This is a genomic window from Stratiformator vulcanicus (assembly GCF_007744515.1).
GTDB lineage: Bacteria > Planctomycetota > Planctomycetia > Planctomycetales > Planctomycetaceae > Stratiformator > Stratiformator vulcanicus.
Genome location: NZ_CP036268.1, coordinates 3927826 through 3953019, shown reverse-complemented (window position 1 = coordinate 3953019; position 25194 = coordinate 3927826). Strand labels below are relative to the sequence as shown.

General features: G+C 59.2%; 20 protein-coding genes. 12 read left to right on the top strand and 8 right to left on the bottom strand.

From position 1 onward, the window contains the following. Positions 1-14 precede the first annotated feature (14 nt). The 3 genes from Pan189_RS15715 (at position 15) to Pan189_RS15705 (ending at position 4841) form a co-directional block, all read left to right on the top strand. The gene (locus Pan189_RS15715) at positions 15-2396 is read left to right on the top strand and encodes a carboxylesterase family protein (RefSeq protein ID WP_145364911.1); all 2382 of its coding nucleotides are present in this window, start codon (positions 15-17) and stop codon (positions 2394-2396) included. Positions 2397-2446: 50 nt separating this feature from the next. Further along, entirely contained in the window at positions 2447-3151 is a 705-nt protein-coding gene (locus tag Pan189_RS15710; RefSeq protein ID WP_145364910.1) for a hypothetical protein, read from the top strand. 181 nt (positions 3152-3332) lie between these two features. Next, positions 3333-4841, top strand: a complete 1509-nt coding sequence (locus tag Pan189_RS15705) for a diguanylate cyclase domain-containing protein (RefSeq protein WP_145364909.1) — start codon at positions 3333-3335, stop codon at positions 4839-4841. Positions 4842-4904: 63 nt separating this feature from the next. Here the strand turns inward: Pan189_RS15705 and Pan189_RS15700 are convergent, their stop codons facing one another. The 3 genes from Pan189_RS15700 to Pan189_RS15690 form a co-directional block, all read right to left on the bottom strand. Next, the gene (locus Pan189_RS15700) at positions 4905-5105 is read right to left on the bottom strand and encodes a DUF4177 domain-containing protein (protein WP_145364908.1); all 201 of its coding nucleotides are present in this window, start codon (positions 5103-5105) and stop codon (positions 4905-4907) included. Positions 5106-5174: 69 nt separating this feature from the next. Next, a complete protein-coding gene (locus Pan189_RS15695) occupies positions 5175-5906 on the bottom strand; it encodes a hypothetical protein (RefSeq protein ID WP_145364907.1) in 732 nt (243 codons plus the stop codon). 252 nt (positions 5907-6158) lie between these two features. Further along, entirely contained in the window at positions 6159-7520 is a 1362-nt protein-coding gene (locus tag Pan189_RS15690) for a PhoH family protein (RefSeq protein ID WP_145364906.1), read from the bottom strand. Positions 7521-7918: 398 nt separating this feature from the next. Here Pan189_RS15690 and Pan189_RS15685 point away from each other — a divergent pair, with 398 nt between their 5' ends. The 5 genes from Pan189_RS15685 to Pan189_RS15665 all read left to right on the top strand — a co-directional run bounded on the left by Pan189_RS15685 (position 7919) and on the right by Pan189_RS15665 (position 13607). Then, a complete protein-coding gene (locus Pan189_RS15685) occupies positions 7919-9247 on the top strand; it encodes a TadA family conjugal transfer-associated ATPase (protein ID WP_310820590.1) in 1329 nt (442 codons plus the stop codon). Between the two features lie 53 nt (positions 9248-9300). Further along, on the top strand, positions 9301-10308 hold the full coding sequence (locus Pan189_RS15680) for a type II secretion system F family protein (RefSeq protein WP_310820589.1): 1008 nt from the start codon (positions 9301-9303) through the stop codon (positions 10306-10308). A gap of 70 nt (positions 10309-10378) precedes the next feature. Beyond that, complete coding sequence (locus Pan189_RS15675) at positions 10379-11314, top strand: type II secretion system F family protein (protein ID WP_145364905.1); 936 nt, start codon at positions 10379-10381, stop codon at positions 11312-11314. A gap of 321 nt (positions 11315-11635) precedes the next feature. After that, a complete protein-coding gene (locus Pan189_RS15670) occupies positions 11636-12067 on the top strand; it encodes a hypothetical protein (RefSeq protein ID WP_145364904.1) in 432 nt (143 codons plus the stop codon). Positions 12068-12173: 106 nt separating this feature from the next. After that, positions 12174-13607 carry an oxidoreductase gene (locus tag Pan189_RS15665; protein WP_145364903.1) on the top strand — a complete coding sequence of 478 codons (1434 nt, stop codon included), beginning with the start codon at positions 12174-12176 and terminating at the stop codon, positions 13605-13607. A 45-nt stretch (positions 13608-13652) separates the two neighbouring features. On the opposite strand, the gene lptB is transcribed toward Pan189_RS15665, so the two are convergent. Together lptB and Pan189_RS15655 are read right to left on the bottom strand one after the other, a co-directional pair. After that, on the bottom strand, positions 13653-14462 hold the full coding sequence (gene lptB / locus Pan189_RS15660; RefSeq protein ID WP_310820588.1) for an LPS export ABC transporter ATP-binding protein: 810 nt from the start codon (positions 14460-14462) through the stop codon (positions 13653-13655). Between the two features lie 132 nt (positions 14463-14594). Beyond that, a complete protein-coding gene (locus Pan189_RS15655; RefSeq protein WP_145364901.1) occupies positions 14595-15584 on the bottom strand; it encodes a DUF4274 domain-containing protein in 990 nt (329 codons plus the stop codon). A 168-nt stretch (positions 15585-15752) separates the two neighbouring features. On the opposite strand from Pan189_RS15655, the gene thrC reads away from it, so the two are divergent. Continuing rightward, positions 15753-17150: a threonine synthase gene (thrC, locus tag Pan189_RS15650; RefSeq protein ID WP_145364900.1), complete on the top strand. Its 1398-nt coding sequence runs from the start codon at positions 15753-15755 to the stop codon at positions 17148-17150. A 563-nt stretch (positions 17151-17713) separates the two neighbouring features. On the opposite strand, the gene Pan189_RS15645 is transcribed toward thrC, so the two are convergent. After that, on the bottom strand, positions 17714-19069 hold the full coding sequence (locus Pan189_RS15645) for a Gfo/Idh/MocA family protein (protein WP_145366217.1): 1356 nt from the start codon (positions 19067-19069) through the stop codon (positions 17714-17716). A 478-nt stretch (positions 19070-19547) separates the two neighbouring features. Continuing rightward, entirely contained in the window at positions 19548-20636 is a 1089-nt protein-coding gene (locus Pan189_RS15640) for an alkene reductase (RefSeq protein WP_145364899.1), read from the bottom strand. 268 nt (positions 20637-20904) lie between these two features. Here Pan189_RS15640 and Pan189_RS15635 point away from each other — a divergent pair, with 268 nt between their 5' ends. Further along, positions 20905-21399 carry a hypothetical protein gene (locus Pan189_RS15635; protein ID WP_145364898.1) on the top strand — a complete coding sequence of 165 codons (495 nt, stop codon included), beginning with the start codon at positions 20905-20907 and terminating at the stop codon, positions 21397-21399. Between the two features lie 847 nt (positions 21400-22246). On the opposite strand, the gene Pan189_RS15625 is transcribed toward Pan189_RS15635, so the two are convergent. After that, positions 22247-23116, bottom strand: a complete 870-nt coding sequence (locus Pan189_RS15625) for a hypothetical protein (RefSeq protein ID WP_310820587.1) — start codon at positions 23114-23116, stop codon at positions 22247-22249. Positions 23117-23201: 85 nt separating this feature from the next. On the opposite strand from Pan189_RS15625, the gene Pan189_RS15620 reads away from it, so the two are divergent. Continuing rightward, positions 23202-23960 carry a methyltransferase domain-containing protein gene (locus Pan189_RS15620; RefSeq protein ID WP_310820586.1) on the top strand — a complete coding sequence of 253 codons (759 nt, stop codon included), beginning with the start codon at positions 23202-23204 and terminating at the stop codon, positions 23958-23960. Next, positions 23957-25162, top strand: a complete 1206-nt coding sequence (locus Pan189_RS15615; RefSeq protein ID WP_145364896.1) for an NAD(P)/FAD-dependent oxidoreductase — start codon at positions 23957-23959, stop codon at positions 25160-25162. Before Pan189_RS15620 ends, Pan189_RS15615 begins: the two co-directional genes overlap by 4 nt. Positions 25163-25194: the final 32 nt, after the last annotated feature.

The following is a 25194-nucleotide window of genomic DNA, read 5'->3' as shown; positions in this document are numbered from 1 at the left end:
TCGAAGATAGCGGAATGAGCATCCGCACCCGATCACTTGCTAACTTCGGTCGCCTACGATTGGCGGTTGTACTTTGTGCCGGTTTCGCACTTCTCGCGAGCGGGGCGACATCTGCCGTCGCCGGCGGCAAAGCCGTCTTGAAGAACGGGACCGTCCTGTCGGGTGATCTCGTCCCGGTGCAGGGCCTGTCCAAGCGGCAGTTGATGCAGAAGAGCGGCGCGATCGATGTCTATCCGATCTTGATGGTCGATGCGGGCTACAAGCGATACTTCGTGTCGCAAATTCAGGTCGAGCGGGCCGAGCGCGAAGCAGAACTGTCTCGCTTTGATAGCTTCCAGTTACCACAGCGCCGCACCAGTCGCGGGCTGAAGTTGGAACAGCTCGGTCGGGTCGCCAATATCACGCCCTTCGATGCGAAGGGGCGCCGCTCAGTCACAATTCAAACTTCCCGCGGGCCGCTCGAAGTCATTCAGGGGGTGCGGGAACTGTCTCCCCGGTATGTCTCCGTCGAGGGACTCAACAACGAATGGGAGTTCGGACTCGCGACCACATCGATTCCCATCGATGAACTGAAGCGGATGCTGCGAACCGCCGTCGATGTGAAGAATCCCGATGAGCGGCTCGGGATCGTGCGATTTCTTCTTCAATCGGGGCTGCATCGCGAGGCGTTGGCTGAGCTGGCTGAAGTCCGCATCGATTTTCCCGAGCTCAGCGATCGCATTGACGAAGTCGAGAAGGAAATCCGACGTTTTCAGGCGCAGGAGCTATTGGCCGAACTTCGTCGACGAAAACGGGTCGGTCAGCACCGCCTCGCCGTCGCCGCGGCACGGACGTTTCCGACCGACCTGTTCGATGCCGCAATCGCCAATGAGGTCCGCACGATCCTCGACGAATATGACGCGGTACGCGAAAGGGCCGAGCGAGCGGTGTTCTTGCTGGGAAAAGCTGAGTCGGAGTTAACCGAAGATGCCGAGCGGGACCTGATCGCATCCATCCGACCGATCATTCGCGATCAAATCGGCTGGGAGACGTTGGACCGTCTCAAGCCGTTTCTCGACTTCGCCGACGACCCGTCACTCGATGCCCGCGAACGGCTCGCGCTGGCCATTTCCGGCTGGGTCGTGGGCCCCACGGGGGCGGAGACGAGTCTCGACAAAGCGCTCGCGTTGTGGCGAGGACGCGGATTGATTTTGGAATTTCTTCGTAGCGACGATCCCTTCCGCGAAGACCAATTGCTCGACGCCGTTGCCGGCTTGGAAGGGGTCGGCATCGAGTCGACCCGGCGAATCATTGAACATCTCCCCGCCTGGGCCGACGCGATCGGCGTCGCCCCGGACGAAATCGCGACCCTCCGCACCGGCGCCGGCGGAGTGGTGGAACCGGACTCAAGCGACGACGGAGCGTCAGGCACGCGATACGCCGTGGCCCTGCCGTCTGAGTATGACCCGAATCGAGCCTATCCGCTGATCGTCACGCTCCGACCGTCTGAGACGACGATCGAAGGCGCGGTCGCGTGGTGGGGCAGCGCTAATACGTCGGGCGGATCGACACCGAGCGCTGGGCAATCGCAGCGACGTGGCTATATCGTCGTGGCGCCCGACTATGCCGATGAAGTCCAACAGGAGTACGGCTATTCGGCTCAAGAGCATGACGCCGTCTTAAAGGTGATTAAAGACGCCTGTCAGAGATTTCATATCGATTCCGATCGCGTGTTCCTCGCCGGTCACGGCATGGGAGGCGAAGCCTGCTTCGACATCGCAATGTCGCACCCCGACCTGTTCGCCGGTGTCGTCCCGATCTCCGGCCTCGCCCGTAAGACCGCGATATGGAATTGGGAGAACGTCGAACGCGTGCCGTTTTATATCGTCAATGGCGAACTCGATCGCTTTTCCCTCGAAGTCAATTCGATGGTCGTCTATCGCATGTTGAAGGCGAAGTTCGACGTCATTTACACCGAATACATCGGTCGCGGGTATGAAACCTTTTATGAGGAAATCCACAACATCTTTGATTGGATGGACCGGCACCGGCGGGTTGACGACCCGAGCGAGTTGGAAGTCGAAGTGCTGCGACCGAGCGAAGACCGCTTCTATTGGCTCTCATTCGACGATGCCCCGCTGCGGGTGGATCCAACGGCAGGCTATGCCAAGCGAGCACTGAAAGTCACCGCGAAAATTACACCGGGCAATTCGATCTACCTGCAATCGGGCGCACGAAAAAACACCCTCCGATTAACCGGCGACTTAATCAAGTTGGATCAACGGCTCCGCGTCCGCTCCGGCGGCCGCATTCGATTTAACGATTTCGTGCAACCCTCCGTGAAGACGCTCCTCAAAATATTTAAGCGCACCGGTGACCGGCGGAAGACCTATCCGGTTGAGATCGTGGTGGAGTAACTTTCGTCCTTCGAAGGCTCTGCTGCTTCGATTAGAAAGTTGCGGCGTCAGTGTCTTGGATCGTTAAAACGTTTCGCAGCGGTTGGAACAACCGATGGATTCGCTTTGCGGTCATCGGACTCCTGATCGGGCATGTCATGCTCTATTGGGGAATGCGAAACGGGTCGATTGGGCGACTGCTCGATTATCCCCGGCTCAGGCCCCTGCGGGTGTGGGAAAAGCCCCTTGCAAAATTTCCGCCGCGCGGAGTAACTCCCAGCGCGGCGACCGTTGATCGCACGCTCGCCGTCATCGACGGGCGGTTCGATCAGGGCTTTACGATGAAGTACTACATCGTGAACGCGGGAAGCGTCGTAGAAGCAGGCAGCATGTCAGGCTGGATGCGTCGCCGAACCAGAACGCCCTTCGCCATCGACGGTGCGTTCGTGCTGCGGACCGATCCCGTGACTCCGATCGGAGCCAACTCGGTCCCTCCGTACAACATCGTCACGCCCGCAGCAAAAAAGACCGAAACGGTTCACATATCGTTCGGTCGCCCGGCCACCCCCCAAGGTGGTGGCGACTACGGCATTGCCCTGACCCGCCCGGTGATCGCGGCTCGCCAAGTCTTCCACGGCTACCTCGGCGGCGATCGCGAATACCTCCTCTACGTCGAAGGCGATCGACCGTTCATCGCCACGCGAGCGATGTCTGTCGAACAGTTCGCCAAGAGCAACCCGGGTAGCTATCTGGTTGTGACTATCAGTGGCCGCTGAATATTTTTAAGCCGGACTGGGCCTTACATTCGGCAAATTAAGAATATTCGGACCTGAGTTGTTTTAAGCTGGCAACGCCGGAGCCATTGTCGAAACGTCGTCGGGCTTTCTGTCCCACAGTGAGATTGAGGACGGATTCCCGCGGGTTCTCCGCACGCCCTTCCCTTCAAAAATCATTTCCATGCAATCTTTCGATCGCTGCGCTGGCGGTCTTTCCGCCGACGTCTTATACCGGCTGATGCGGGCGATGAACTCGCCGGACCGGGACCAGGCCGACCGTATTCGCGACGTGCTTTACGTCTGCCTCGACCGACTCGGGCTCGATCTGGGTATCGTGGCCAAGATCAATGGTGAAGCCTACCACGTCGCCTACGTGGCGAATCGTGGGTCAGTGGAAGTTGGAGAGGGAGCCTCGTTTCGCTGCGCCGATACGTTCTGCGAAACAACGATTCGGTGCGAAGGGACCGTCCGCTTCGTCAACGCGAGTCGGTCCGAGTGGGCCAGGCATCCGGCTTATCAATCGTTTCCCATCGACTCCTATATCGGACGAAGGCTTGTCGTCGGAGGAAAAGTCTGGGGCACAATTAATTTCTCAACGTTTACTCCCCGCTTCGGTGACTTCAGCCCGGCAGAGCTCGAACTGGTTACGCTTGCCGCCCAATGGTTTGAAGAAAAATTAAATCGGGACGCTCTCGAGGATCGTTTAAAGCGTCGCGAATCGGAATGGTCCGCTCTGCAAGCCGCGTCACCGCTGGGGATGTTTCAAACCGACGAACAAGGTTTTTGCCTCCGCGTCAATGAGCAATACACGAAACTCTCCGGCTACTCGCATCAGGAATGCTCCGGCGACGGGTGGTCGCGGGCGATTCATCCCGACGATCGCGAACGAGTTTTTCAAGAGTGGCACGAGTCAGCTGATTTAAACGAAACGTATGAAAGTGATCATCGCTTTCTGCGGCCGGATGGCAGTTCGATTTGGACGCACGTAACTGCGTCCCCCATTCTCGTCGGTGAGCAGGTCACCGGGTATGTTGGCACAGTCGAAGACATCACGCGTCGCAAAGAAGCCGAAGACCGCCTGCGTTATGCCGCTCTGCACGACCCGCTGACCGGGCTGCCCAATCGGGCCTTGCTGTTCGACCGCATCGGCCAGGCGATGCAGACGTCACGGCGGACCGGTCGGCATGACTTCGCGGTCGTCATGATCGACTGCGACGGCTTTAAGGCGGTCAATGACAATCATGGTCATGAGGCCGGTGACCTCGTGCTGTGCGAAATTGCCGACCGCCTGAGCGACACGCTGCGCACGACGGACAGTGTCTCACGCGCAACCGACAGCAGCCTCGCCTCACGTCTGGGCGGCGACGAATTCGTCGTATTGCTGACCAATCTGGCCTCGCCCGCCGACGCCGAACTCGTCGCGAAACGAATCTTAAAAAGCGTTTCGCGTCCGATCGAAACACCCCGCGGAACATTTAAGTTAACCGCGAGTCTCGGCGTGGCCGTGACGACGTCAGAAGTCGGCACGCCGGAAGACCTCGTCCGCGCCGCTGACGCGGCGCTTTATCAAGCGAAGAGCAGCGGCAAAGCCCACGTGGTCTTCCAGCAATTCCAACCTGAATTTACCAAGAGACCGGCGAGCAGCAAGATACGTCGGATTCGATGCGTGGAAGCGGCCGTCGAGGCGTGAGGGCCTACGAAGCTGACAGCATTAAAGAGCAATGGCCGGCCGGAACTTCGCTCGCTGTACGGCTCAAGATTGCATATCCCGCGAAAAAATACACAGCAACGTCCCACTCCCCGCGGTGTGTTTCAAGTCTTCAACGCAGACCAACTCCCAGCCTTCCCTTGCCATTAAATTCAATGTTTCGTCCAGCGCTGCCGTATTCACACTCCCCTTCGCGCCGCCCCAATTCTGATCGGTTTCGACTGATATTGTTTTGTATTCCTTCATGACGACCGTGCCGGTGAACGTGTTAAGAAAAGTGAGGCCGAACCTCTGATGGCGAGTCTGCTGCTCGCTTCACGGCCATTCGATCGGCGGCTCGGGTCGGGCGGCTTCGACGGGCTCACGGAGCGATAGCGGATTAACTTTCCAAGCTGCGCCCAATCGGTCTTCGAAACTGACTTCGCGGAAGTACGGCGGGACGTAATCACTTGATCCGTCACGGTTGAACTGCAAAATCTGTGCTAGGGCCAATGACACTTTGGGGACATAGCATTTGGGCTCATCGACAGAGCCGAACGATGCGACGTCTCCATCGGCCACACTTTGATGCAGTTCCACTGTGTAGTGGTAAGTATGAGACTCCTCGCTGAAAATTTTCTGATCGATTTGCGGTAGCTCTTCGCCCGAGGTCCAATCCCAGCCAATCGCGACTCCCCGGATCTGCCCATCGGAAATCGGCCCGGCTATAACCTGACATTCGACGACCTTCAATTTCTCTGAATTGCCTTGGAAGGAATCCACGCGGGCTGACCGGGCATCGAATCGAATTCGAGCCGAGTCGATCGTGATGAAATGATCGCCGCGCTTGCTTCGGTACGGTCGAAGTTTCTGCGTGAAGACGACGCCGTTCCAGCGACCTTCCGTCACCAGGAACGAGTGTTCGCTCACCGCCTTTCGGCTTACCTCCGCGGTTTTCGTGGCTTGGCAAACTTCGTGCACGATGACCGTGATTTTTAAAGCAGGCACCCGCTCCGGCTTAGGGGCTTCGAGCGGAATGAGGGCAGCGAAGAGAAGAACAGCCTTCATCGCGGGCATCCTCAAGAGTCTTTACCTGGTACGCGGGTGGCCCGGACACGAAACGTCCGGGTCGCGCAGCGACACGAGGTCTCAGGGAGAGGCTTTAACTCAATCATACCGATCACGAATTGCATTGAGTAGCCGCTAAAAGAGAATCAACAGTCTACTCAGCAGCCGATATTTAACCCCGAACCTCTTGCGGCTGCGCCGCCCGGACGTGTAGCGTCCGGGCCACCCATGATTACTTTGCAGCCACCCCTCCTATAGCAAGTCACTCGCCAGTTCCGCCAGCTCACTTCGTTCGCCTTTCTCTAAAGTGACGTGGGCGTAGATCGGTTGGCCTTTCATGCGGTTGATTAGATAGCTCAGGCCGTTGGAGAGGCTGTCGAGGTAGGGGTGGTCGATCTGGTGGATGTCGCCGGTGAAGATGATCTTGGTGCCCTCCCCCGCCCGGGTGATGATCGTTTTCATCTCGTGCGGAGTAAGGTTCTGGGCTTCGTCGACAATAAAGAAAATCCTCGGCAGCGATCGTCCGCGGATATAGGCCAGCGGTGAGATTTCGATCTTGCCGGTCTCCCGCATCAACCCGATGCGTTTACCGTCTTCGGTTTCTTCGCCGACCGCGTGGCGGATGACGTTTAAATTGTCGTATAGCGGCTGCATATAGGGGTCGAGTTTGTCCTTCACGTCGCCCGGCAAATAGCCGAGGTCGCGATTGGAGAGCGACACGACCGGTCGGGCGAGCAAAATTTGCCGGAAGTTCGCTCGCTGCTGCAGCGCGGCGGCGAGCGCAATTAAGGTCTTGCCGGAACCCGCTTTGCCAGCCAGCGTGACGAGCCGCACATCGTCATCGAGCAGCGCACGTAAGGCGAATATCTGCTCGGCATTGCGGGGCGTGATGCCGTAAGCCGTGACCTTTTCGGCCCGGTGATATCGCTGACCGACATGATCGTAGGTCGCCAGTGCCGAGGCCGAGGTTCCGTTGCGGAGGATAAAGTTTTCGTTCGGCACCGGCTCGTTGATCATGTCGAATCGCTCGGCTTCGACCCCCGCGCGATAGTCGTCCTGATAGAAGCGACCGATCAGGTCGCACGGCAGGCCTTCAAACATCCGTTTGCCCATATAGAGGGCGTCAAACGACTCGATCTTGTCGTTCTCGTAGTCTTGGGAAATGAGGCCGAAGCTTTTTGCCTTCATCCGCAGATTGACGTCTTTGGTGACGAAGATAGTCTGGCGCTGCAGCCTCCGGTCTTCGCGATGCACCGTCAGGGCGGTATTGAGAATGCGGTGATCGGGGGCGTCCTCAACGAAAGCGGCGGCGAGTTCACTACGGAACTCACCGCCGATGACTACTTTGAGATGACCGAGCCCTTCGCCCAGTGGGGCGCCCTCGGGCGAGAGCAGATCGCCGGTCAACTCGTCGATGACCCGCAGGAAGTGCCGGGCGTGGAAATTGATATCCTCGCCCCCCTTCTTGAACCGATCGAGCTCTTCGAGCACGGTGATCGGGATCGCAATGTCGTGTTCTTCGAAGTTCCTGATGCAGTCGGAATCGTGAAGGATGACGTTGGTATCGAGTACGAAGGTCTTCCTGACCTCCGACTCACCCACGCGTTCGGTCATTCATCAACCTCGATGACGGCGATGCGGGACGGTTTGTCCTTGGTTCCGGCACGATAGTTCAGCCGGGCATGCGAGACAAGCGATGTCTGAACGTGGATAGGCCGGTCCGCCCGATTTCACAGATTCTTCATTCGCGTGCTTCGGTTGGAAACTGAGCCTGCGCCATCGCCGGTGGATGGTCGTTGCTCGCTGGTGGCGACATCAAAATCGTTTCTTTCGTAACGACCGGCGCGACCGGAGAAACTTCGGCAAATCACTTCGCTTGCGGCGCTGCCTTTTCGCAACGAATCGAAAAAGTCCGCCGTCATCGGGCGGATTCGTGAGATAGGTTTCCGCAGGAGACGACATCCCGTCAGACCTCGGATTCTCCCCCTCCGGATTCGATAGCGGAAGAGATAATGCCCAGCCCAAGTACAACGGCCCGCGCCCTCGGACGCGGCATGGAAAACCAGCAGCTCGACTTCGAGAACCTCAAGCGGCTGATTCACGGCAAGCTCGTCGACAAACTCGACCTGTCGCGACTCGGTGCGCTCGAAGGCGATACGCTCCGCCGAGAAATTCGCCTCGTCGTTGAGCACCTGTGCGATACCGAAAACCCACTGCTCAACCGCAGCGAACGCGAGCGTTTGATCGAAGAAGTTCTCGATGAGACCTTCGGCTTCGGTCCGCTCGAACTGCTCCTCAAAGAAGAAGACGTCGCGGACATCATGATCAACGGCCCCAAGAACATCTTCTTGGAAAAAGGCGGCCGGATCATTAAGTCGAAAGTGACCTTCCGCGATAACGATCACCTGATGCAGGTGCTCGACCGGATCGTCTCGAAGGTCGGCCGACGGATCGATGAAACCAGCCCGATGTGCGACGCCCGCCTGCCGGACGGCTCGCGTGTAAACGCGATCATCCCACCGCTGGCGCTCGACGGGCCGAGCATGACGATTCGTCGTTTCGGTTCGAACCCGCTTACACTCGAAAAGCTGCTTAACTTCGGCGCGTTCACGCCGGAGATGGTGATGCTGCTCGAAGGGGCTATGAAAGCCCGGCTCAACATCATCATTTCGGGCGGTACCGGTTCCGGTAAGACGACGCTGCTCAATACGCTGTCGAGCTTCATTCAGCCCGACCATCGAATCATCACGATCGAAGACGCGGCCGAACTGCAGTTGCAGCAGCCGCACGTGCTGCGGCTCGAAACCCGACCGCCGAATATCGAGGGCAAAGGCCGCGTCAATGCGACCGACCTTGTGAAGAACGCCCTGCGGATGCGGCCAGACCGAATCATCATCGGTGAGTGTCGTGGCCCTGAATCGCTCGACATGCTTCAAGCGATGAACACCGGCCACGAAGGCTCGCTGACGACCATTCACGCCAACACGCCGCGGGATGCCGTCAGTCGTCTGGAAACGATGATCAGCATGGGCGGCATCGAACTTCCGATCCGCGCATTGCGACACCAGTTCTCATCCGCGGTCGACCTCATTATCCAGTCGAACCGGCTGCAGGGCGGCCCGCGGAAGGTGACACACATCACTGAGGTCGTCGGCATGGAAGGGGACACGATCATTATGCAGGACCTGTTCCTGTTCGTGCAGGACGGCATCGACGAAGACGGCAAGGCGTTCGGTCACTTCGAATCAACGGGCGTTCGCCCGGCCTTTATGGACCGGCTCGAATCGGCCGGCGTCCGACTGCCGCAGAACCTCTTCTCGGCCCGTGCCCTTGGAAGCTGATCTGACGCATCACAGCGACATTTCTTTCGATCGAAAACTTTGAGCATTCGCACATGAACGCCCTGTTTGCAATCTTCAGCGAACTGAGTCAATTCACCGGCGGAATCAACCCGACGCTCCTTGTCGGCGTGACTGTCTTTTGCGCGGCCGCTGCCCTGGTTGCCGCGGTGATGATTCTGGTTCGTGAAATGGGAACGAGCACCGCCGAGGACCGGCTGGCGACCCTCACCGGGCGCAAGTCGGATGGCGCGATGCGCGAGGAAATCGTCAAGGAAGGGATGGACGGCCTGAGCGGAATCTTCCGCGGGTTCAGCGATCGCTTAAACTCTCTGGGGCTGCTGTTCGAACAGGCCGACTCTCCGATCAAGCCGGAAACGTTCTTCCTGATTTCAGGCGGATGTGCGTTGGTCGGTGCCGTCGCGGCGGTCGCCTTTCAAGCACCGCTGCCGCTTGTCCCGCTCGCCGCCGTGCTGACCGCACTCCTCCCGCTGATGTGGTTGATGTATCGCCGCAAACAGCGGTTCAAAGCATTTGCCGCCCAATTGCCCGACGCGTTGGAACTGGTCGGGCGGGCGTTGCGCTCGGGACACAGTCTCGCCTCCGGCCTGCATGTCGTTGTGCAGGAGATGCCCAACCCGATCTCGACAGAATTCGGCAATGCCTATGAAGAGCAGAACCTCGGCGTCCCGCTGGAGCAGGCTCTTAAGAACATGCTCAAGCGGATGCCGAACATGGACCTGAAGTTCTTCGTGACCGCCGTCGCAATTCAACGTCAGGCCGGCGGCGATATGGCCGAGATCCTCGACAAAATCAGCTACATCATTCGCGAACGATTTAAGATCATGGGCCAGGTGATGGCTTTGACGGGCGAAGGCCGCATCAGCGGCGTCGTGCTGATGATTCTGCCGGTCGCGATCTTCGTCGCCGTTTGGTACCTCAATCCCGACTATGTCATGCTGCTGTTCACCGAAGAACTGGGGCGGAAGATGATCGCGGTCGCCGCCGTATTGCAGGTCCTCGGTGCCGTGGTGATTAAGAAGATTGTGGCCATTAAGATCTGATCCGACGCGGCCGGTTTTCCGCTAAGTCTCAACCTGCTCAACCCTCGCAGCATCCGCCGAGAGCTTCGATATGTCACTTACCGATCTGCTGCCCTACGCCATCTTCGGATTGATCACCTTTCTGGTCTGGTCGATCGCGGCTGTCCTGATGAAGGACCGAACGCGGGCCGACGAACGGCTCGACGAACTGCGCGACCCTTCCCGCCGTCGTGGCACTGGCGGCGCGCCCGAAGAAGGCGGAATGAAGGGAATGCTCAACAGAGCGGCCCCGACGATCTCGAAGGCGATTCAACCCAAGACAGACCTTGAGCAGGATAAGCTCAAGGTTCGCTTGGCGAACGCAGGCTTCAATTCACCGGGCGCCCCGCAATTGTATCTGGCGATCAAGGTCATGATGCTCGTCGCGGGCGGCGTGATCGGCACCGGTTACGGATTGGCGAATTTCGGGCTGACCTATAATGGCCTCGTGTCGTTCGTGATTGGCGGCGGTGCGGGATTCTATCTGCCCGAACTGGCTTTGATGCTGATGGTCAAGAAGCGTCAGGAAGAGGTCTTTCTGGGCCTTCCCGACGTGCTCGACCTGCTGGTCGTCTGCGTTGAAGCGGGTCTGGGGCTCGATGCGGGCATGCGAAGAGTCGCCGAGGAGTTGGAAGACTCTCACAAAGCCGTGACCGAAGAAATGAACCTATGCAATATGCAGTTGCAAATGGGGCGTCCCCGTCGTGAAGTTCTGCACGACATCGGCATCCGGACCGGCGTCGACGATATGAAAGCGCTCGCCGCGATCCTGATTCAGGCCGACAAATTCGGCTCGTCCATCGCGCAGGCCTTGCGGGTGCAGTCGGACAGCATGCGGGTCAAACGTCGCCAGCTTGCCGAAGAGCGGGCCCAGCAGACGGCGGTGAAAATGATCTTTCCTCTCGTGCTGTTCATTTTCCCGGGCATCTTCGTCGTGCTCGTTGGCCCGGCCGCAATCATGATGATCGACGGCTTGCTCACGACTTAATTCGGGTCGGAGTTGGCGCAGAACGCGGTGTTAACTTGTAAAGATATTGAAACATCCGCGTTTCACGAATGTATCGCCAATCTTAACACGCTGACCTCTTTGCCGGGGTTCTCCCTTACGTCAGTAATCAATGGAACGATTTTAGCGGTCTGTTGACTCCGGAAACCCACCACTCTGCGAAGCGGCATCGGTATTGCAATCGAATCGATTGTTCTCCGGCACGGCGCCATTCCCAGCCTCGCCGAATTGAAGCAATGCAGGCCGCCGCACTCCTGAGGGCCGCTGTGTTACCGACCCGGGTAGCGTGCCGGCAAGTAAGATATGTCATCTTCGAGAGAGCTCCCCAAAGAACTGAAGGAGCTCGTTACATCTGCCGTCGAAAGCATCATTGGAATTGATGTCCCGGCTCCCCTCGGTTGTCACTATCGTCACAACGAACTGCGCGACGAATGGGAGATCACCCTGTTCGCCGCGAAGACCGAAATCATTGGGGGCCCCGATGACGGCCGCAATACAGCCAGCCGGTTCTGGCTCGATCTGGATCAACTCCGCGGCATCATGACGGAAGTCGCATCGTTCGGGTGGCAAGCGGTCGAAGCGGGTGAGGGCGACGAAGTCGGACCGAACGTGGCCGTGATCGGGCAATATCAAGGGTATCAGGTGTGGCTGCGAATATTGGCGGAGGCGCCGGCCCGGTATGAAGCGGGCCGAAGTGCCGATGTCCTCGCCGCGGAATTTCGCAACTTGTGGTGACACGATCTGAGTCAATGGCGGTCCCGAGACGACCCTCGCTATAATCGGACCTTGATCCGACAACAGACGCAGGCGAATGAGTTCGCCTGAGCGAGGACGGCAATCTGTGGCTCGATACTTCAAATTTAAGTCGCTCAGTGACCTCAGCGCTGCCGCGGAAGAACTCGGCGATGCGATCGAGTTGACCGAAGATTTTTCACCGCTGTTCAAGCCGGTCGAGATCGGCGCTCGCACGGCGGGAAATCGGCTCGCCATCCAACCGATGGAGGGTTGCGACGGCACCCTCGACGGCCGGCCGGACGAGCTCACCTATCGGCGGTATCAACGATTCGGCGCCGGCGGTGCGAAGATCATTTGGGGCGAAGCGACGGCGATCGCCGACGAAGGCCGAATGAATCCTCGGCAGCTTTGGATTAATGAAAAGAATCTGCCCGATCTCGACCGAATGCTGCTCGACTGCCGCGGGCGACACCGCGAGCAATGCGGCACCGACGACGATCTGGTTCTCGGCCTGCAACTGACGCATTCCGGGCGCTACAGCTTTCGCAAACCACTTCTGGCAATGAACGACCCGGCACTCGCCGAACACACGATCGACAAATCAACCGGCAAGGCAGTCGGCCGCGATTACCCGTTGCTGTCCGATGACGACCTGAAGCGAATTGAGGACCAATTCGTGTCGGCCGCCCATCTCGCGTTTCGCATCGGCGTCGATTTTATCGACTTAAAACAATGCCATCGATATCTGCTCTCGGAGTTGCTCGGCGCTAAGAATCGGCCGGGCGAATACGGCGGCAGTTTTGAGAATCGGACCCGCCTGATTCGCAATGTCGTCGGCCGCATCCGCGACGAGTTGCCCGACCTGCTTATTGCCTCTCGAGTCAATCTCTACGACGGCGTGCCTTACGTCAAAGATTCGAACGGGACCGGCGTGCCTGTTCCGCAGCAACTGCCGTTAAAGGCCGGTTTCGGAGTCAATATCGACGACGCCGAAAGCGAAGAATCCGAGGAGCCGCTGGAACTCTGTCGGCAATTGGAGGCATGGGGCGTGACGATGCTGAACGTCTCCGCGGGCAATCCCTACGCGGCCCCGCATTACGTTCGCCCCGCCGAGTTCGCACCGGTCGATGGTTACGATGCGCCGGAGCATCCGCTACTTGGTGTGTTGCGACACTTTCGCCTCACCCGGGCTGCTCAGCAGGCAGTCTCCATCCCGGTGATCGGCAGCGGGTACAGTTGGCTGCAGGACTTCGCGCCCCACGCCGGGGCGGCCAACGTTGCCGCGGGGAATTGTGCGATCGTCGGGATCGGTCGCGGCGCGTTGTCTCATCCCGATTTCGCTGAAACGTTGCGCGAAACCGGTTCTCTGCGCCGCAAGTCGGTCTGCCGGACCTTCTCGTATTGCACGAACCTGATGCGGGCCAAAGACCACCCGCTCGGCCAATACCCGACCGGCTGCCCGCCGTTCGATAAGGAGGTTTACGGGCCAATTTGGGACGAAGTCAAAACGCGGCGCGAGGAAGCGGCGTCCGCAGAATAGTTGCTCACGCTGTAACAAATATCTGCGAGCGACGATCCAATAGCCTTACGCCGCTCGGCCGATATCGAAGGACTGGCGACCTTCGATAATCGATGTCGCGTCGAAGCGTTTGCCGAAGTAAAGCGACTGGGCCGTCTCGTCGCTCAAGACCGTCTGAGCATCGCCGGAGACAATCACTCGCCCAGCACACACGACGTAACTGCGGTCGGTGATCGTGAGTGTTTCCCGCTCGCGGTGGTCGGTCAGCAGGATCGCGATTCCGGAGTCGCGGAGGTCGCGGATGATGTCCTGAATGCTGTGAATCGTGACCGGGTCGATCCCTGTGAAGGGTTCGTCGAGCAGAATCAGATCAGGTCGGCAGGCGAGACAGCGGGCGATCTCGAGGCGACGTCGTTCACCCCCGGAGAGGGTTCCGGCCGTTTGCTTCCGCTTTTCGTCCAGTCCGAACTGATCGAGCAATTCGTCGGTTCGCTCGTAGCGTTCGCGACGGGTAATGTTAAGGAATTCGAGGACGGCGTAGAGATTCTGTTCGACGCTGAGCTTGCGGAAGACACTGTCGTCCTGCGGCAGGTAGCCCATACCGCAGCGTGCCCGTTTGTACATAGGCCAGCGGGTGACATCGGTCCCGCTGAGGATCACCCTGCCCTGCGTCGGGCCGATCATCCCACAGGTCATCCGAAACGTCGTTGTCTTGCCGGCACCGTTCGGGCCGAGCAGACCGACGATTTCGCCGGGATTGACGTACAGGTCGATACCGTCAACGGCTCTTTTGCCGCCCGGATAGACCTTCACCATTCCCGTGCATTCCAACAGCGGCATCAGTCCGTCCTCGTGCGATTTGCGACTCAGGCTCATCTTTTCTGCCCGGCGGCGTCGGCAAGGAAGCACCTGCGGGCACGCCGTCGACTCTTAGCACGAAGCCGCCACTTGGGGAAACCCGACTTCCTGCCCGATATCGCTCTTCTCGGATCAGCGGCGGGCTGATCATTATCCGATTGAGACGACTTCGGCGTCGATGTTCAAAACGGCATCACTGAAGCCGTAATGTTCCGCAATCTCTCGCTCAAACTGCTGATGAGCTTCGGCGACCTCAGGAGGGATACCGTTCGGATAGTTCTCCTCCGGGGCAGCCTCGTCGCCCCACGCGGGCAGACACAAGTCCTCCGAAATCACGTGTCGCTGCGGGACTTCAATCTCCGTCGTCAAATCGTGCCCCGCGTCGCCCCGCGGGTCGTAGGTGAAACGGCACTGCTCGTAAAACCCGCTCAGGTAACGCCGCTCGATGTCGCGGAGCAATTGGAACTCGTCGAATCGCGATTCCGGAACCTCATCGGCGAAATGAAATTGGGCGAAGTAGCGAGGCGAACCCCGCCAAAAGATCATCAGCGCCGTAGCCCGATCACAAGTCGGCTGTCGTGCGATCCACGACAGTTCGCGAATCCCGCCCTGCCAGTTCCAACCACGAGCGACCTTGTGCCACTGAGCGGGCGAGGCGCTCCGCAGCCAATCGGCGAACAGCCGGTGCTTTTCGGCCGGAACCTCGGCGATGAGGTCATGGACCTTTTGACGCACCTCCGGTGGTACGCCGCCGAGAAAGTCGTCGGGGGGCTCGATTGACGCGCCCGCCACCGGCTCGCTCAGCCGGGGCTCCGCCTTGATGCGGTCGGCCCCCTCGACGGTCGCGGGATCGAACGCCAACTCGGCACGTGAATAGAAGCCCTCGTCATCCCGTCGATTGATCTTCTTTGCCAAGTCGAGCCAGCGACCGTCGTTGCGCGTCCGGGCCCACCACGCGGCGACCCGCCAATAGATGAGCATCGCCGTCCCGCGGTCGCATTCGTCCTGCCGCACGATCCACGCCAGCGGCTTCGGACCACGCCGCAACTCCCAGGCCGACGCGAGGCGATGGCGATCGGTCGGGTCCGCCTGTTCCAACCATTGCTGAAGAAGTTCTTCAGCGGCCTTGCGAGCGTTCATTTCGGACACACTCCGTTGCGATGCGAGGCGAATCGAGGATCGCGGCTTGCCCGGATGCGGGCAACTCAGGACAATCGGGCTGCGTTTGGTCCGGTCGTGGCGGCAAGTTCCGATTTCCGACGACCTGACCACGCGCCGACACTCTACGCATCCAACCGGATCAGTTCCATGGTCTCCGCCACCGATATCGCCTTTCAATCTGCGCTCGATCCCGACGACGCCTCCACTTTTGATCTCGGGTCCGTTTTGCCGGAGGTCAAAGGCCTCGGCGGATTGCTCGACATTGAATACGACTGGGACCGAGTTGAGGTTCCGTCCTCGCTGAAGGAGTTTGAGAAACGCTGGTCGACGCGGCGTCATCCTCTCGATTTCAGCGGCGTGTGGCGATTCCGGGAACTGCTCCCCTTCGCCCCGCCGGAACAGATCGTCACGATCGGTGAAGGACAGACGATCCTGCAGCAAAACGATTATTCGGGCCGCTACGCCGGCATGGACTCCGGGCAGCTTTATCTGCAGTACGAGGGCATGAACCCCTCCGGCAGCTTCAAAGATAACGGCATGACCGCGGCGTCGACTCATGCCCGCATGGTCGGAGCGAAATTCGCCGCCTGCGCCAGCACCGGCAATACGTCGGCCAGCCTCGCGATTTACGCCTCCGTCTCGCGGCTGTTCAAGACGATCGTGTTCGTGGGCTCCGGCAAGATCGCCCTCGGCAAACTTGCCCAGGCTCTCGATTACGACGCGAAGACGATCCAAATTCTCGGCGACTTTGACGACGCCCTCAAACAGGTGCGGGCCGTCTGTCAGGAAGGAAGCATCTACCTGTGCAACAGCGTGAACCCGTTCCGGCTCGAGGGGCAGAAAGCGATTATGTATCGCGTGCTCGAGGGCCTCGGCTGGGAAGTTCCTGACTGGATCGTCGTCCCGGGCGGCAACCTGGGGAACAGTTCCGCGTTCGGCAAAGCCTTCATGGAACTGAAGCAACTCGGCCTGATCGATCGCGTCCCGCGGCTCGCGGTGATTAACGCCGAAGGTTCGAATACGCTCAACAGATTGTGGCAACAAGGCCTCCGCTGGAACGACGGTCGGCCCGACGAAAATCTGATCGGCCAGTTCTACGGCGAGATGGACGCCGAGGATCGCCGAGCCTATACGCTCGCGACCGCCATTCAGATCGGCAGACCGGTCAATCTTTACAAGTGCCTGCGTGCTCTCGAAGTGTGCGACGGACTGGTGACCGAAGTCACCGACCAGGAGATCCTCGATGCCAAGGCGATCATCGGGGCCGGTGGCTTCGGCTGTGAGCCAGCGTCAGCCGCCAGCGTCGCGGGGGTGAAACGACTTCGCCGTGAAGGGACGATCGCCCCCTCCGACCGCGTCGTCTGTATTCTTACCGGACACGAACTGAAAGACCCCGACGCCACCGTCGCCTATCACAGCTCCGACGCCGAGAAGTTTGCCACGCAGTCAAAATTCAGCAACGTCACCGAGTTCCCCCACGCCAACGCGCCGACGCAGGTCGAAAACGACTTCGGCAAGATCATGCAGTTGATCGATGCGCTTTAGTTCGAGCTTAGCATCAGCGCGGTACTGCTGGCAGCCGATGCGCGACCGAAAAGTTTCGTAACTCAGATAGCCCGACGCGCAAGCGAGGGTGAGCCTTAGCCGAAGGCGGTGCGCCCATAGCATTAGCGCACTCGATCGTCCGAAAGTGACGGCCTCGCTTGCGCGTCGGGCTATCGACTTAATGCATAGGGGAAATGAATTTAGCAGATCGATGTAATTAATCGACGGGCCTTAATTACCAAATGCGAGTGGCACGGACACCGTCCGTGCGGCGCAGCCGCTAGAGCATGCAGCTACCGACCACATTAAAATTTGATGCCCGTTCGACGGGTAAACTATTGCCTGAATGCTCTGGTGAAAGCCCGACACGCCGTGACGGTGAAATTGATCGATACCGCGAATAGCTCTGCAAGCAAGCGAATCGATCCGGCAACGAGAATAGCCCGACGCGCAAGCGAGGGTGAACTTTAGCCGAAGGCGGTGAGCCCACAGCACTAGCGCGATCCATCGTCCGCCAGTGACGGCCTCGCTGGCGCGACGGGCTATCGCTAAAGGAGCGATCCTTAAGCCAAGTCATCCCAAGGTGCCCGGCGGGGGCGGGCGAGCATATCGTTCGCGCCGTCGCTGTTGGTGAAGCGTTCCGCTTCGGCATCCCACTTCAGCACTTCGTCGCCGTGTTCTGGATAGCGACGAATCGCCGCATTGGCGATATGGCACAGCACGGCGGAGGCATGGCCGACTTCGAGCGGCGCATTGACCGTCGCATCGCCCTGCACCGATTCGACGAAGTTCTTCATGTGCGCCGAGTGAGGGTCGATTCCGTCCGGACCGTTCTTGTCCGGTAGCCCTTTTAACAACTCCGGGCTAGAAGCCGTGGTGCCCGCGTAACCGGTCTGCATCCAGCCGTTGGAGCCTTCGAACCGCGTCTGGACTTTCTCCTCGCTCGACTTGCAAACCAGTTCGACGCCGTTCGGATACTTGCAACGATAACTGGTGACCGTCGCCGTATTAAACAGGCTGCCCTCCGGCAGGAACTCGGCATGATTGCACTGAATTTCGGTCGGACCGGAGGTGTCCATTCCCATGCCCCAATGAGCCATGTCATTGGAGTGCGCACCGAAATTCGTAATTTGCCCACCAGAATAATCGTAGTTAAACCGGAATCGATAGAGACACCGGTCGTGGTGATACGGAACCTGCGGAGCCGGCCCGAGCCACATCTTATAATCGAATTCTTTAGGTACTGGATCGGCCGACCAACCGGGACCGGGGCCGACCTTGTTGTTGTAACCGACGACCGTTTCGATGCGGGTCACGTCGCCGATCGCGCCATTCTTGACGGAGTTGCATACGAACTGGCTGACCGGGTTGGAACGTTCCTGACTTCCCACTTGGAAGACAACGCCGGCTTCATCGACCGCAGCCATGATCTCCCGACCTTCAGCCACGGTCAGCGTCAGCGGCTTTTCGCAGTAAACGTGCTTGCCGGCCTTCGCGGCGAGAATGGAAACGGGGGCGTGCCAATGATCGGGCACGATCGCGAAGACGGCATCGATCTGCGGGTCGGCGAGCAGGTCGCGGAAGTCGGCGTACGCTTTGCACTCATGGGCCGCCTTACCTTTGTGCCGCTTGCCGTGGTCTTCGACCATCTTCTTCGCCGGTTCGCGTCCGTAGAAGTGACCGGGGTCGCGGTAGCCGTGACTACCCTCGTTGACGTCGCAGACCGCGACGATGTCGGCCAGGTCAAACCTCAGGACTCTTTTGATCAGCCCCATGCCCTGATTGCCCGTGCCGATAAACCCGACCTTCAACCGGCCCCCAGCTTCCGCCGCGAACAGCGGTTTCGGCAAAACGGAAACGGCCGCTGCACCGAGAGCGGTCGTCTGCAGGAAGTCTCGACGGGAAACGGGCAGCTTCATCGGTCGCTCCAAATTGATACTCGGCGTGGATCGCTTGCGTGCCAGTGTCGACAGATTCCGCACCAAACGCAACGGTCCGCGCTGATTCGTTCCGCAACGACGCCACACAAGCCCGCAGCGCAGGTAAGGGACGTAATAACTGAATGCCCTATCTCCCTGAGCAAAGCAAACCGAGTAGCCCGGCCTCTCTTGACCGAATGCCAATAAGCACAAGGTGCCGTCCAAAAGGCGTGCGAAAATCTAGTTGAAGCGTGGCCCGGACAGCGTCCGGGTCGCGCAGCGACAAGAGTACTCAGGCAGAGATATCCCTGCTAATCTGGCATCGAATGTCGTATGTGGCCGGTAGCTAGATGCTCTGGCGGCTTTGCCGCACGGACGTTGTCCGTGCCACTCGCAACTGGCTTGCCGGTGATAGCGTGCCGCAGGTCGACCTGCGTAAAAATCCCCCTCGCTCGGGCGTCGCGCTAGTTACTCCATTTCACGCCGAATGGGCCGGCTGATCGATATAGCCTTCCGGGCCCGGCGAGTACCAGATCGCCTGCGGCGGATCGTCCGCGAGCGGCCAGCCATTCTCGAATCGGGCTGGGAGATCCGGATTAGTGATGAACGGTCGACCAAACGCGATCAACTCTGCCACACCGTCGGCAATGCGTTGTTCGCCATCGTCTTTGGTGTGACCGCAATTGCCCATCAACGTGCCGGGATACACTTTCCGGTAATCGCCGAGCGTGACGGGTTCTCCCAGTTCATGGAACCCGAAGCCGAGGCCGTCCATCACGTGCAAATAGCCGAGGTCGAACTTCGCCAATTGCTCTGCGACGTACAAAAACGTGTCACGATAGTCGGGCGAACCCATGTCATTGTAGACGCCGTTGGGCGATTGCCGGACGCCCACGCGATTCGACGGAAAGACCGAAGTGACGGCTTCGACGATTTCTTTCAGGAATCGAAAACGGTTCTCAAGGGAGCCGCCGTATTGATCGCTCCGCTCGTTCGTTTTGGTCTGCAGAAACTCATCGATCAGGTAACCGTTTGCCCCGTGAATCTCGACGCCGTCGAAGCCCGCGGCTTTGGCGTTGCGGGCGGCCAGCCGGTAGTCCTCGACGATGCCGGGGAGTTCCTCGGTCGTCAGCGCCCGCGGCGTTTCATTCGGCTGCTTTCCATTGGGAGTGTGGATGTAATCGGAATTGATCGCGATTTCCGACGGGGCCACCGGCTTCTGATTGCCCGGCTGAAACGTGCTGTGCGACGCCCGTCCGCAATGCCAAAGCTGGCAGAAGATCGGCGTGCCTGCGTCATGCACGCCATCGACGACGGGCTTCCAACCTTCGACCTGCTGCGGCGAGAAGATGCCCGGCGCCCCGACCCAGCCATTGGCCTGCGGCGAGATGAAAGTCCCTTCCGTAATGATCAACCCCGCCCCGGCTCGCTGCCGGTAGTAGGTGGCGTTCATCTCCCCCGGAACGCCGCTCGACCCGCACCGTCCGCGGGTCATCGGGGCCATCACGATGCGATTCTTCAGGGTCAGATCGCCAAGTTCATACGCAGAAATCAGTTCGCCGGCCATAACGTGCGTCCCTGAAGAAAAAGGTTGTGACAACAGGCTTCTGGCAGATGTTAACCGCCTCGCGGCAAAAGAGAAGCCCCCAAACCCGACCGATCGAAGTCCTGACTGGAATTTGCAGCCGGGGTGATCGAAAATTCAGCGGGATACGCGTAGGCAGAATGTTGGCAGAGTTCGATGCAAGACGAGGCGAAAGAATCATTCCTCGCGGACCTGGAAGCGGGCGCGCACCTTCGCGAAGCCAATTGCAAGAAATAACGAGACTATTACTATGATCACTTGGCAAAAAAACTCTGGTAAGCAGTTCAATACATATATCGGGATGACGAATCTGCAGAGTCGCCAGCAAGCTGTTGCAGTGCTAGATGATTTACTCGTTTTCTCAGTGGATACGTTTGCAAGTGGCTCCAATGGAAGAGAAATCATCGCAGTCGATTTTGTCTGCTACAGCGGGACGGGAATGCTTACGGTTGCTTTCTTGGCTCCGGGGGATAGCGACCAATCGCCGCGCGATAGTTGGAGTGTTCGCCTTCAGTGGGTGCAAGACGAGTACTATCATATTGCCGAGGATCATTCTGAAAGCGACGATGAATTCGTCGCGGAATTGCGTCGGCTTGAATTGGATGTCATCGGCCAGTTTATATCTGCAATAAAAAAATTCTCGGATAAGCTGTTAGCTTGCTGCGTCGAAAATCGCATCTTCTTTCGAGGATTTGGAGAAGAGCCGAGTGAGGTAGTTATCGAACGTAACATTAATCTGACTTAGCAAATTTAATTCAGACGATTGCCTTTCAGACGACAGACGGGTCGCGAAGCGACACGAGGTTGTGGGGCGGGCTTTCAATGCACGACGCCGATTCTCAATTAATATTCAGCCAAGGCAGACCAGGACTCGGTACCATCCCGCAGCCGATGGAACCGAACACAAATCCTCTTGCGGCTCCGCCGCCCGGAGGTGGTCACCTTCGGGGCACTCCGCATGGAGGCTCCTCGTCCATGGCCACGTTCCGTGGCCTTGGCTACTACGTAGATTAGACTTGTTTACAGAATATTTAAGATGCTACGTCATCGAGCAAGAGGAAATACCGTGACAACTCTCATTCGTATTGCTTGGATCATGGCATTGACGAGCATCTTGATTAATCTTCTCGGGCCACTTGGGCTTCTCTTCTACGATTTCTCGTTAGATACGGCGGTTGGCACAGCCGAATATGACTACAAAGCGCTTGCCGCCAGGTGGTCGATAGTGATTGTCACCGGAATACCAGTCGGAGTTATTTCCATGGCTATATCAATTCTTGTAGTCGTGTATGCTCAACGAAAAACCATTACGCCACTCGCCTTAACCTGTGCAAGCGGTCTATTTTATTTTGTTATATTCATTCTAAATTTGTTGGGATAGCCGCAGATAGCCCGGAGATCACATCTCCGGGTCGCGAAGCGACAAGAGGTTTTGGGGCGGGCTTTCAATGCAAAGCGCCGGTTCATAATTAATATTCAGCCAAGGCCGACGAGGACTCGGTGCCATCCCGCAGCCGATGGAATTGAACATCAAACCTCTTGCGGTTCCGCCGCCCGGAGGTGGCAACCTGGGGGCCACCTTCGGTTTGATTCTATTCCTTCTCCCGCTTCCCCGGCAGATCGATCGGGGCTGCTTCGAATGGGTTGGTTGGGCGGGTTGGTTCGGACTGTTCCGCCGGCGAACTGCTCGCTGAAGTCGGGCCTTGGCGGTACGTGTTTAAGATCATGATCTTCTGCCAGATTTTTCTGGACATGCCGGAGGTCAGCGATTCGATGTCGTTGACGGCGGCGACGGTTTGGGCGTCGTTGAAGCCTTGGGCATACAGCGCGGCGTTCTTGCCGATCAGTGAGAGCATCTCGCTGCAGTAGTCGAGGTAGCGGCTCAGCTCGAAGGCGGTCAGTTGGGACTGCGGCGAGTGCTTCGTCCGCCCCGTCGCGGTCAGCGTCCGCTCCGGGTCCTTGGTCAACTGGTGCATGTCGATGATGTGCGCCAGCGATCGCAACTCGTGCAGGGCCCGCAGTGCGCGGGAGCGTTTGATGCGGGCTTCGATGGTCGTCAGGAAGAAGATCGCCGCGCCCAACAGGATCAAGTCGTTGATCCCGGCTTCGAAGATCTGCACGCCCTCGGCAAATCCGAACCGACCTCCGTCGGGCGGACGAATGAGGTAGATCGACACGGCGGTGCTCCCCGCGATGATCGCCAACACGCACGTGCCGATCAGCAGCCGAATGCCCCAGAGCGGGCTGCGAATTTTGCGGCAGCGGGCGGAAGCCTGCTGCGAGATTTCCAGCAATCGACCGCAGACTGCCCGGATTCCCGATTTCGGGAATCGGTCGGCGATCCGCAGTTCGAGTCGCTCGACGGTCTGAATGATTTTTCGATCGGCAAGCTCATCGTATCGGTCGTTCATGTGGCTGGTCGCTTTGGCCTCCGGTGACTGGGTTACCTTGTTCGGTTTCATTGCTGATCGCAACGCATGTTCGCCGCGAGTGGTTCACCAAGCGTTACGGCCCGGCGACGGTTTTTCCGCAGGGAGTGTCGGGATCGTGCGAAGTCGATATGCTTGGGGGATGCCGATCCTCCCTCAGCTCGACCGACGTGACCGCCAGGCTGAGGTGATGGATCAGCCGGGGCTGGATGAATCGGACCATGCCGCGGCGCTCCGGGGACTGGCCACGATCAACCGCTTCAGCCGCGCTCGACAAGCGGTTTGGCAACAGATCAAAGCGGCTGCCACTGCCCTGCCCGATGGCGAGCGATTGCGGGTGCTTGACTTGGCGTGTGGCGGCGGTGACTTCGCGCAGTACGTCGCCGAGCGTGCCCGGCGGGAGTCGCTCGACATCGACGTCGCCGGATGCGACATCAGCCTGACCGCCGTCAATTTTGCGAATGAATCGGCCGAGCATCGCGGCGTGGCGATCAACTTCTTCGTTTGCGATCTGTTCGGCGACGCGTTTCCGACCGGCTATGACGTGATCACCTGTAACCTGTTTCTCCATCATCTGGAACGACCCGGCGCCGTTGAGTTGATGCGCTCCATGACGGCGGCGGCCCGGCAACGGGTGATCGTGTGTGACTTGCGACGCAGCCGGCTCGGTTACGCCCTCGCCTGGGCGGGCACGCGGATTCTGTCGCGATCGCCGATCGTGCATAACGACGGCCCGCTGTCGGTCAAAGCGGCCTTTCAACTCTCGGAGCTTCCCGAATTGTGCGCCGAAGCCGGGATCACCGAGCATCAAGTTCGTCGAGTGTGGCCCCAGCGATTCGTTCTCACGTGGCCGGGGACGGCGGGGGCATCGACATGACCGACGCATTGGGCAGTCGCGACCACGGTCAGTCGAATGGTCGATCAAATGGTCGATCGTCTTCCGCTTGGGATGCTGTGGTGATCGGCGCCGGTCCGGCTGGTGCGACCGCAGCGCTTCAGATCGCGCGGCGGGGACGCCGGGTCTTGCTGGTTGAACGAAAAGCGTTTCCGAGGCCCAAGGTCTGCGGCACCTGCCTGAGCGGAACCGCTGTGAAATGCTTGGAATCAATGGGGCTGCGGCACATTCTCGATGAGGCAGGCACGGCCCGGCGGCTGACATCCTACGAATTGCGGCACGGGACTTCTCAATTGGAACTGGCGACCTCCGGCGGATGGTCGATCGCGCGATCGGAACTCGATGCCCTTCTCGTGCGAGAAGCTGTGAACGCGGGAGTGGAGTTTCGCGACGGCACGTCGGCGACACTCGGACCGGTCGCAGGTGACGTTCGGGAAGTCACTTTGAAGTCGCCGTCCGGGTCTGAGCGAATTACTGCTTCGACCGTGGTCTTGGCGACCGGACTAGTGACCCGCCCTCCCTCGGACGAATTTGCCTTGCGGGTTCGCCCAAAGTCACGGCTCGGAGCCGGGGCGATCCTTGCGCCGGAAGCATCGAGCGATGCCTGCGATCTTGTTGGTGGGCGATTGCTGATGCTTTCGGGGCCGGAAGGTTATTGCGGACTCGTCCGCACCGGCGACGGTGCAATTCACGCAGCCGCGGCGGTCGACGCGACATCGGTCAAACGCGACGGCATGGCCGCAGCAATCGCCACGCTGGCGGACCGGACCGGTCGTATTGATCCGCAGTGCCTGCTCTCCGCCGATTGGACGGGGACACCCGCGTTGACTCGAACGCTGCGGCCCGTTGCCGCCGAACGCGTTTTCATTGTCGGCGATGCGGCCGGCTATATTGAGCCGTTCACCGGCGAGGGCATTGGCTGGGGGCTTCTATCCGGTCAAGCGGTCGCCCCTTTGGTCGACGATGCCTGCGAGCGGTGGTCGAGCCAATTGGCCAGCCGATGGCACCGGGATTATCGCCGCGCGGTCGTGTCGAAGCAGCGATTGTGTCATCCGATCGCCACCGGACTACGTAGCCCATGGCTGACGGGCTGCTCGGTTCGACTCCTTTCCAGTTTTCCGCAGGTTGCGAAGCCTCTGCTGTCACACCTTCAGCTTTCGGCCGCACCCGCGGTCGGTTCCTGAGGAACCTCCTCGCCTTCCGGTTCGATTGCCCG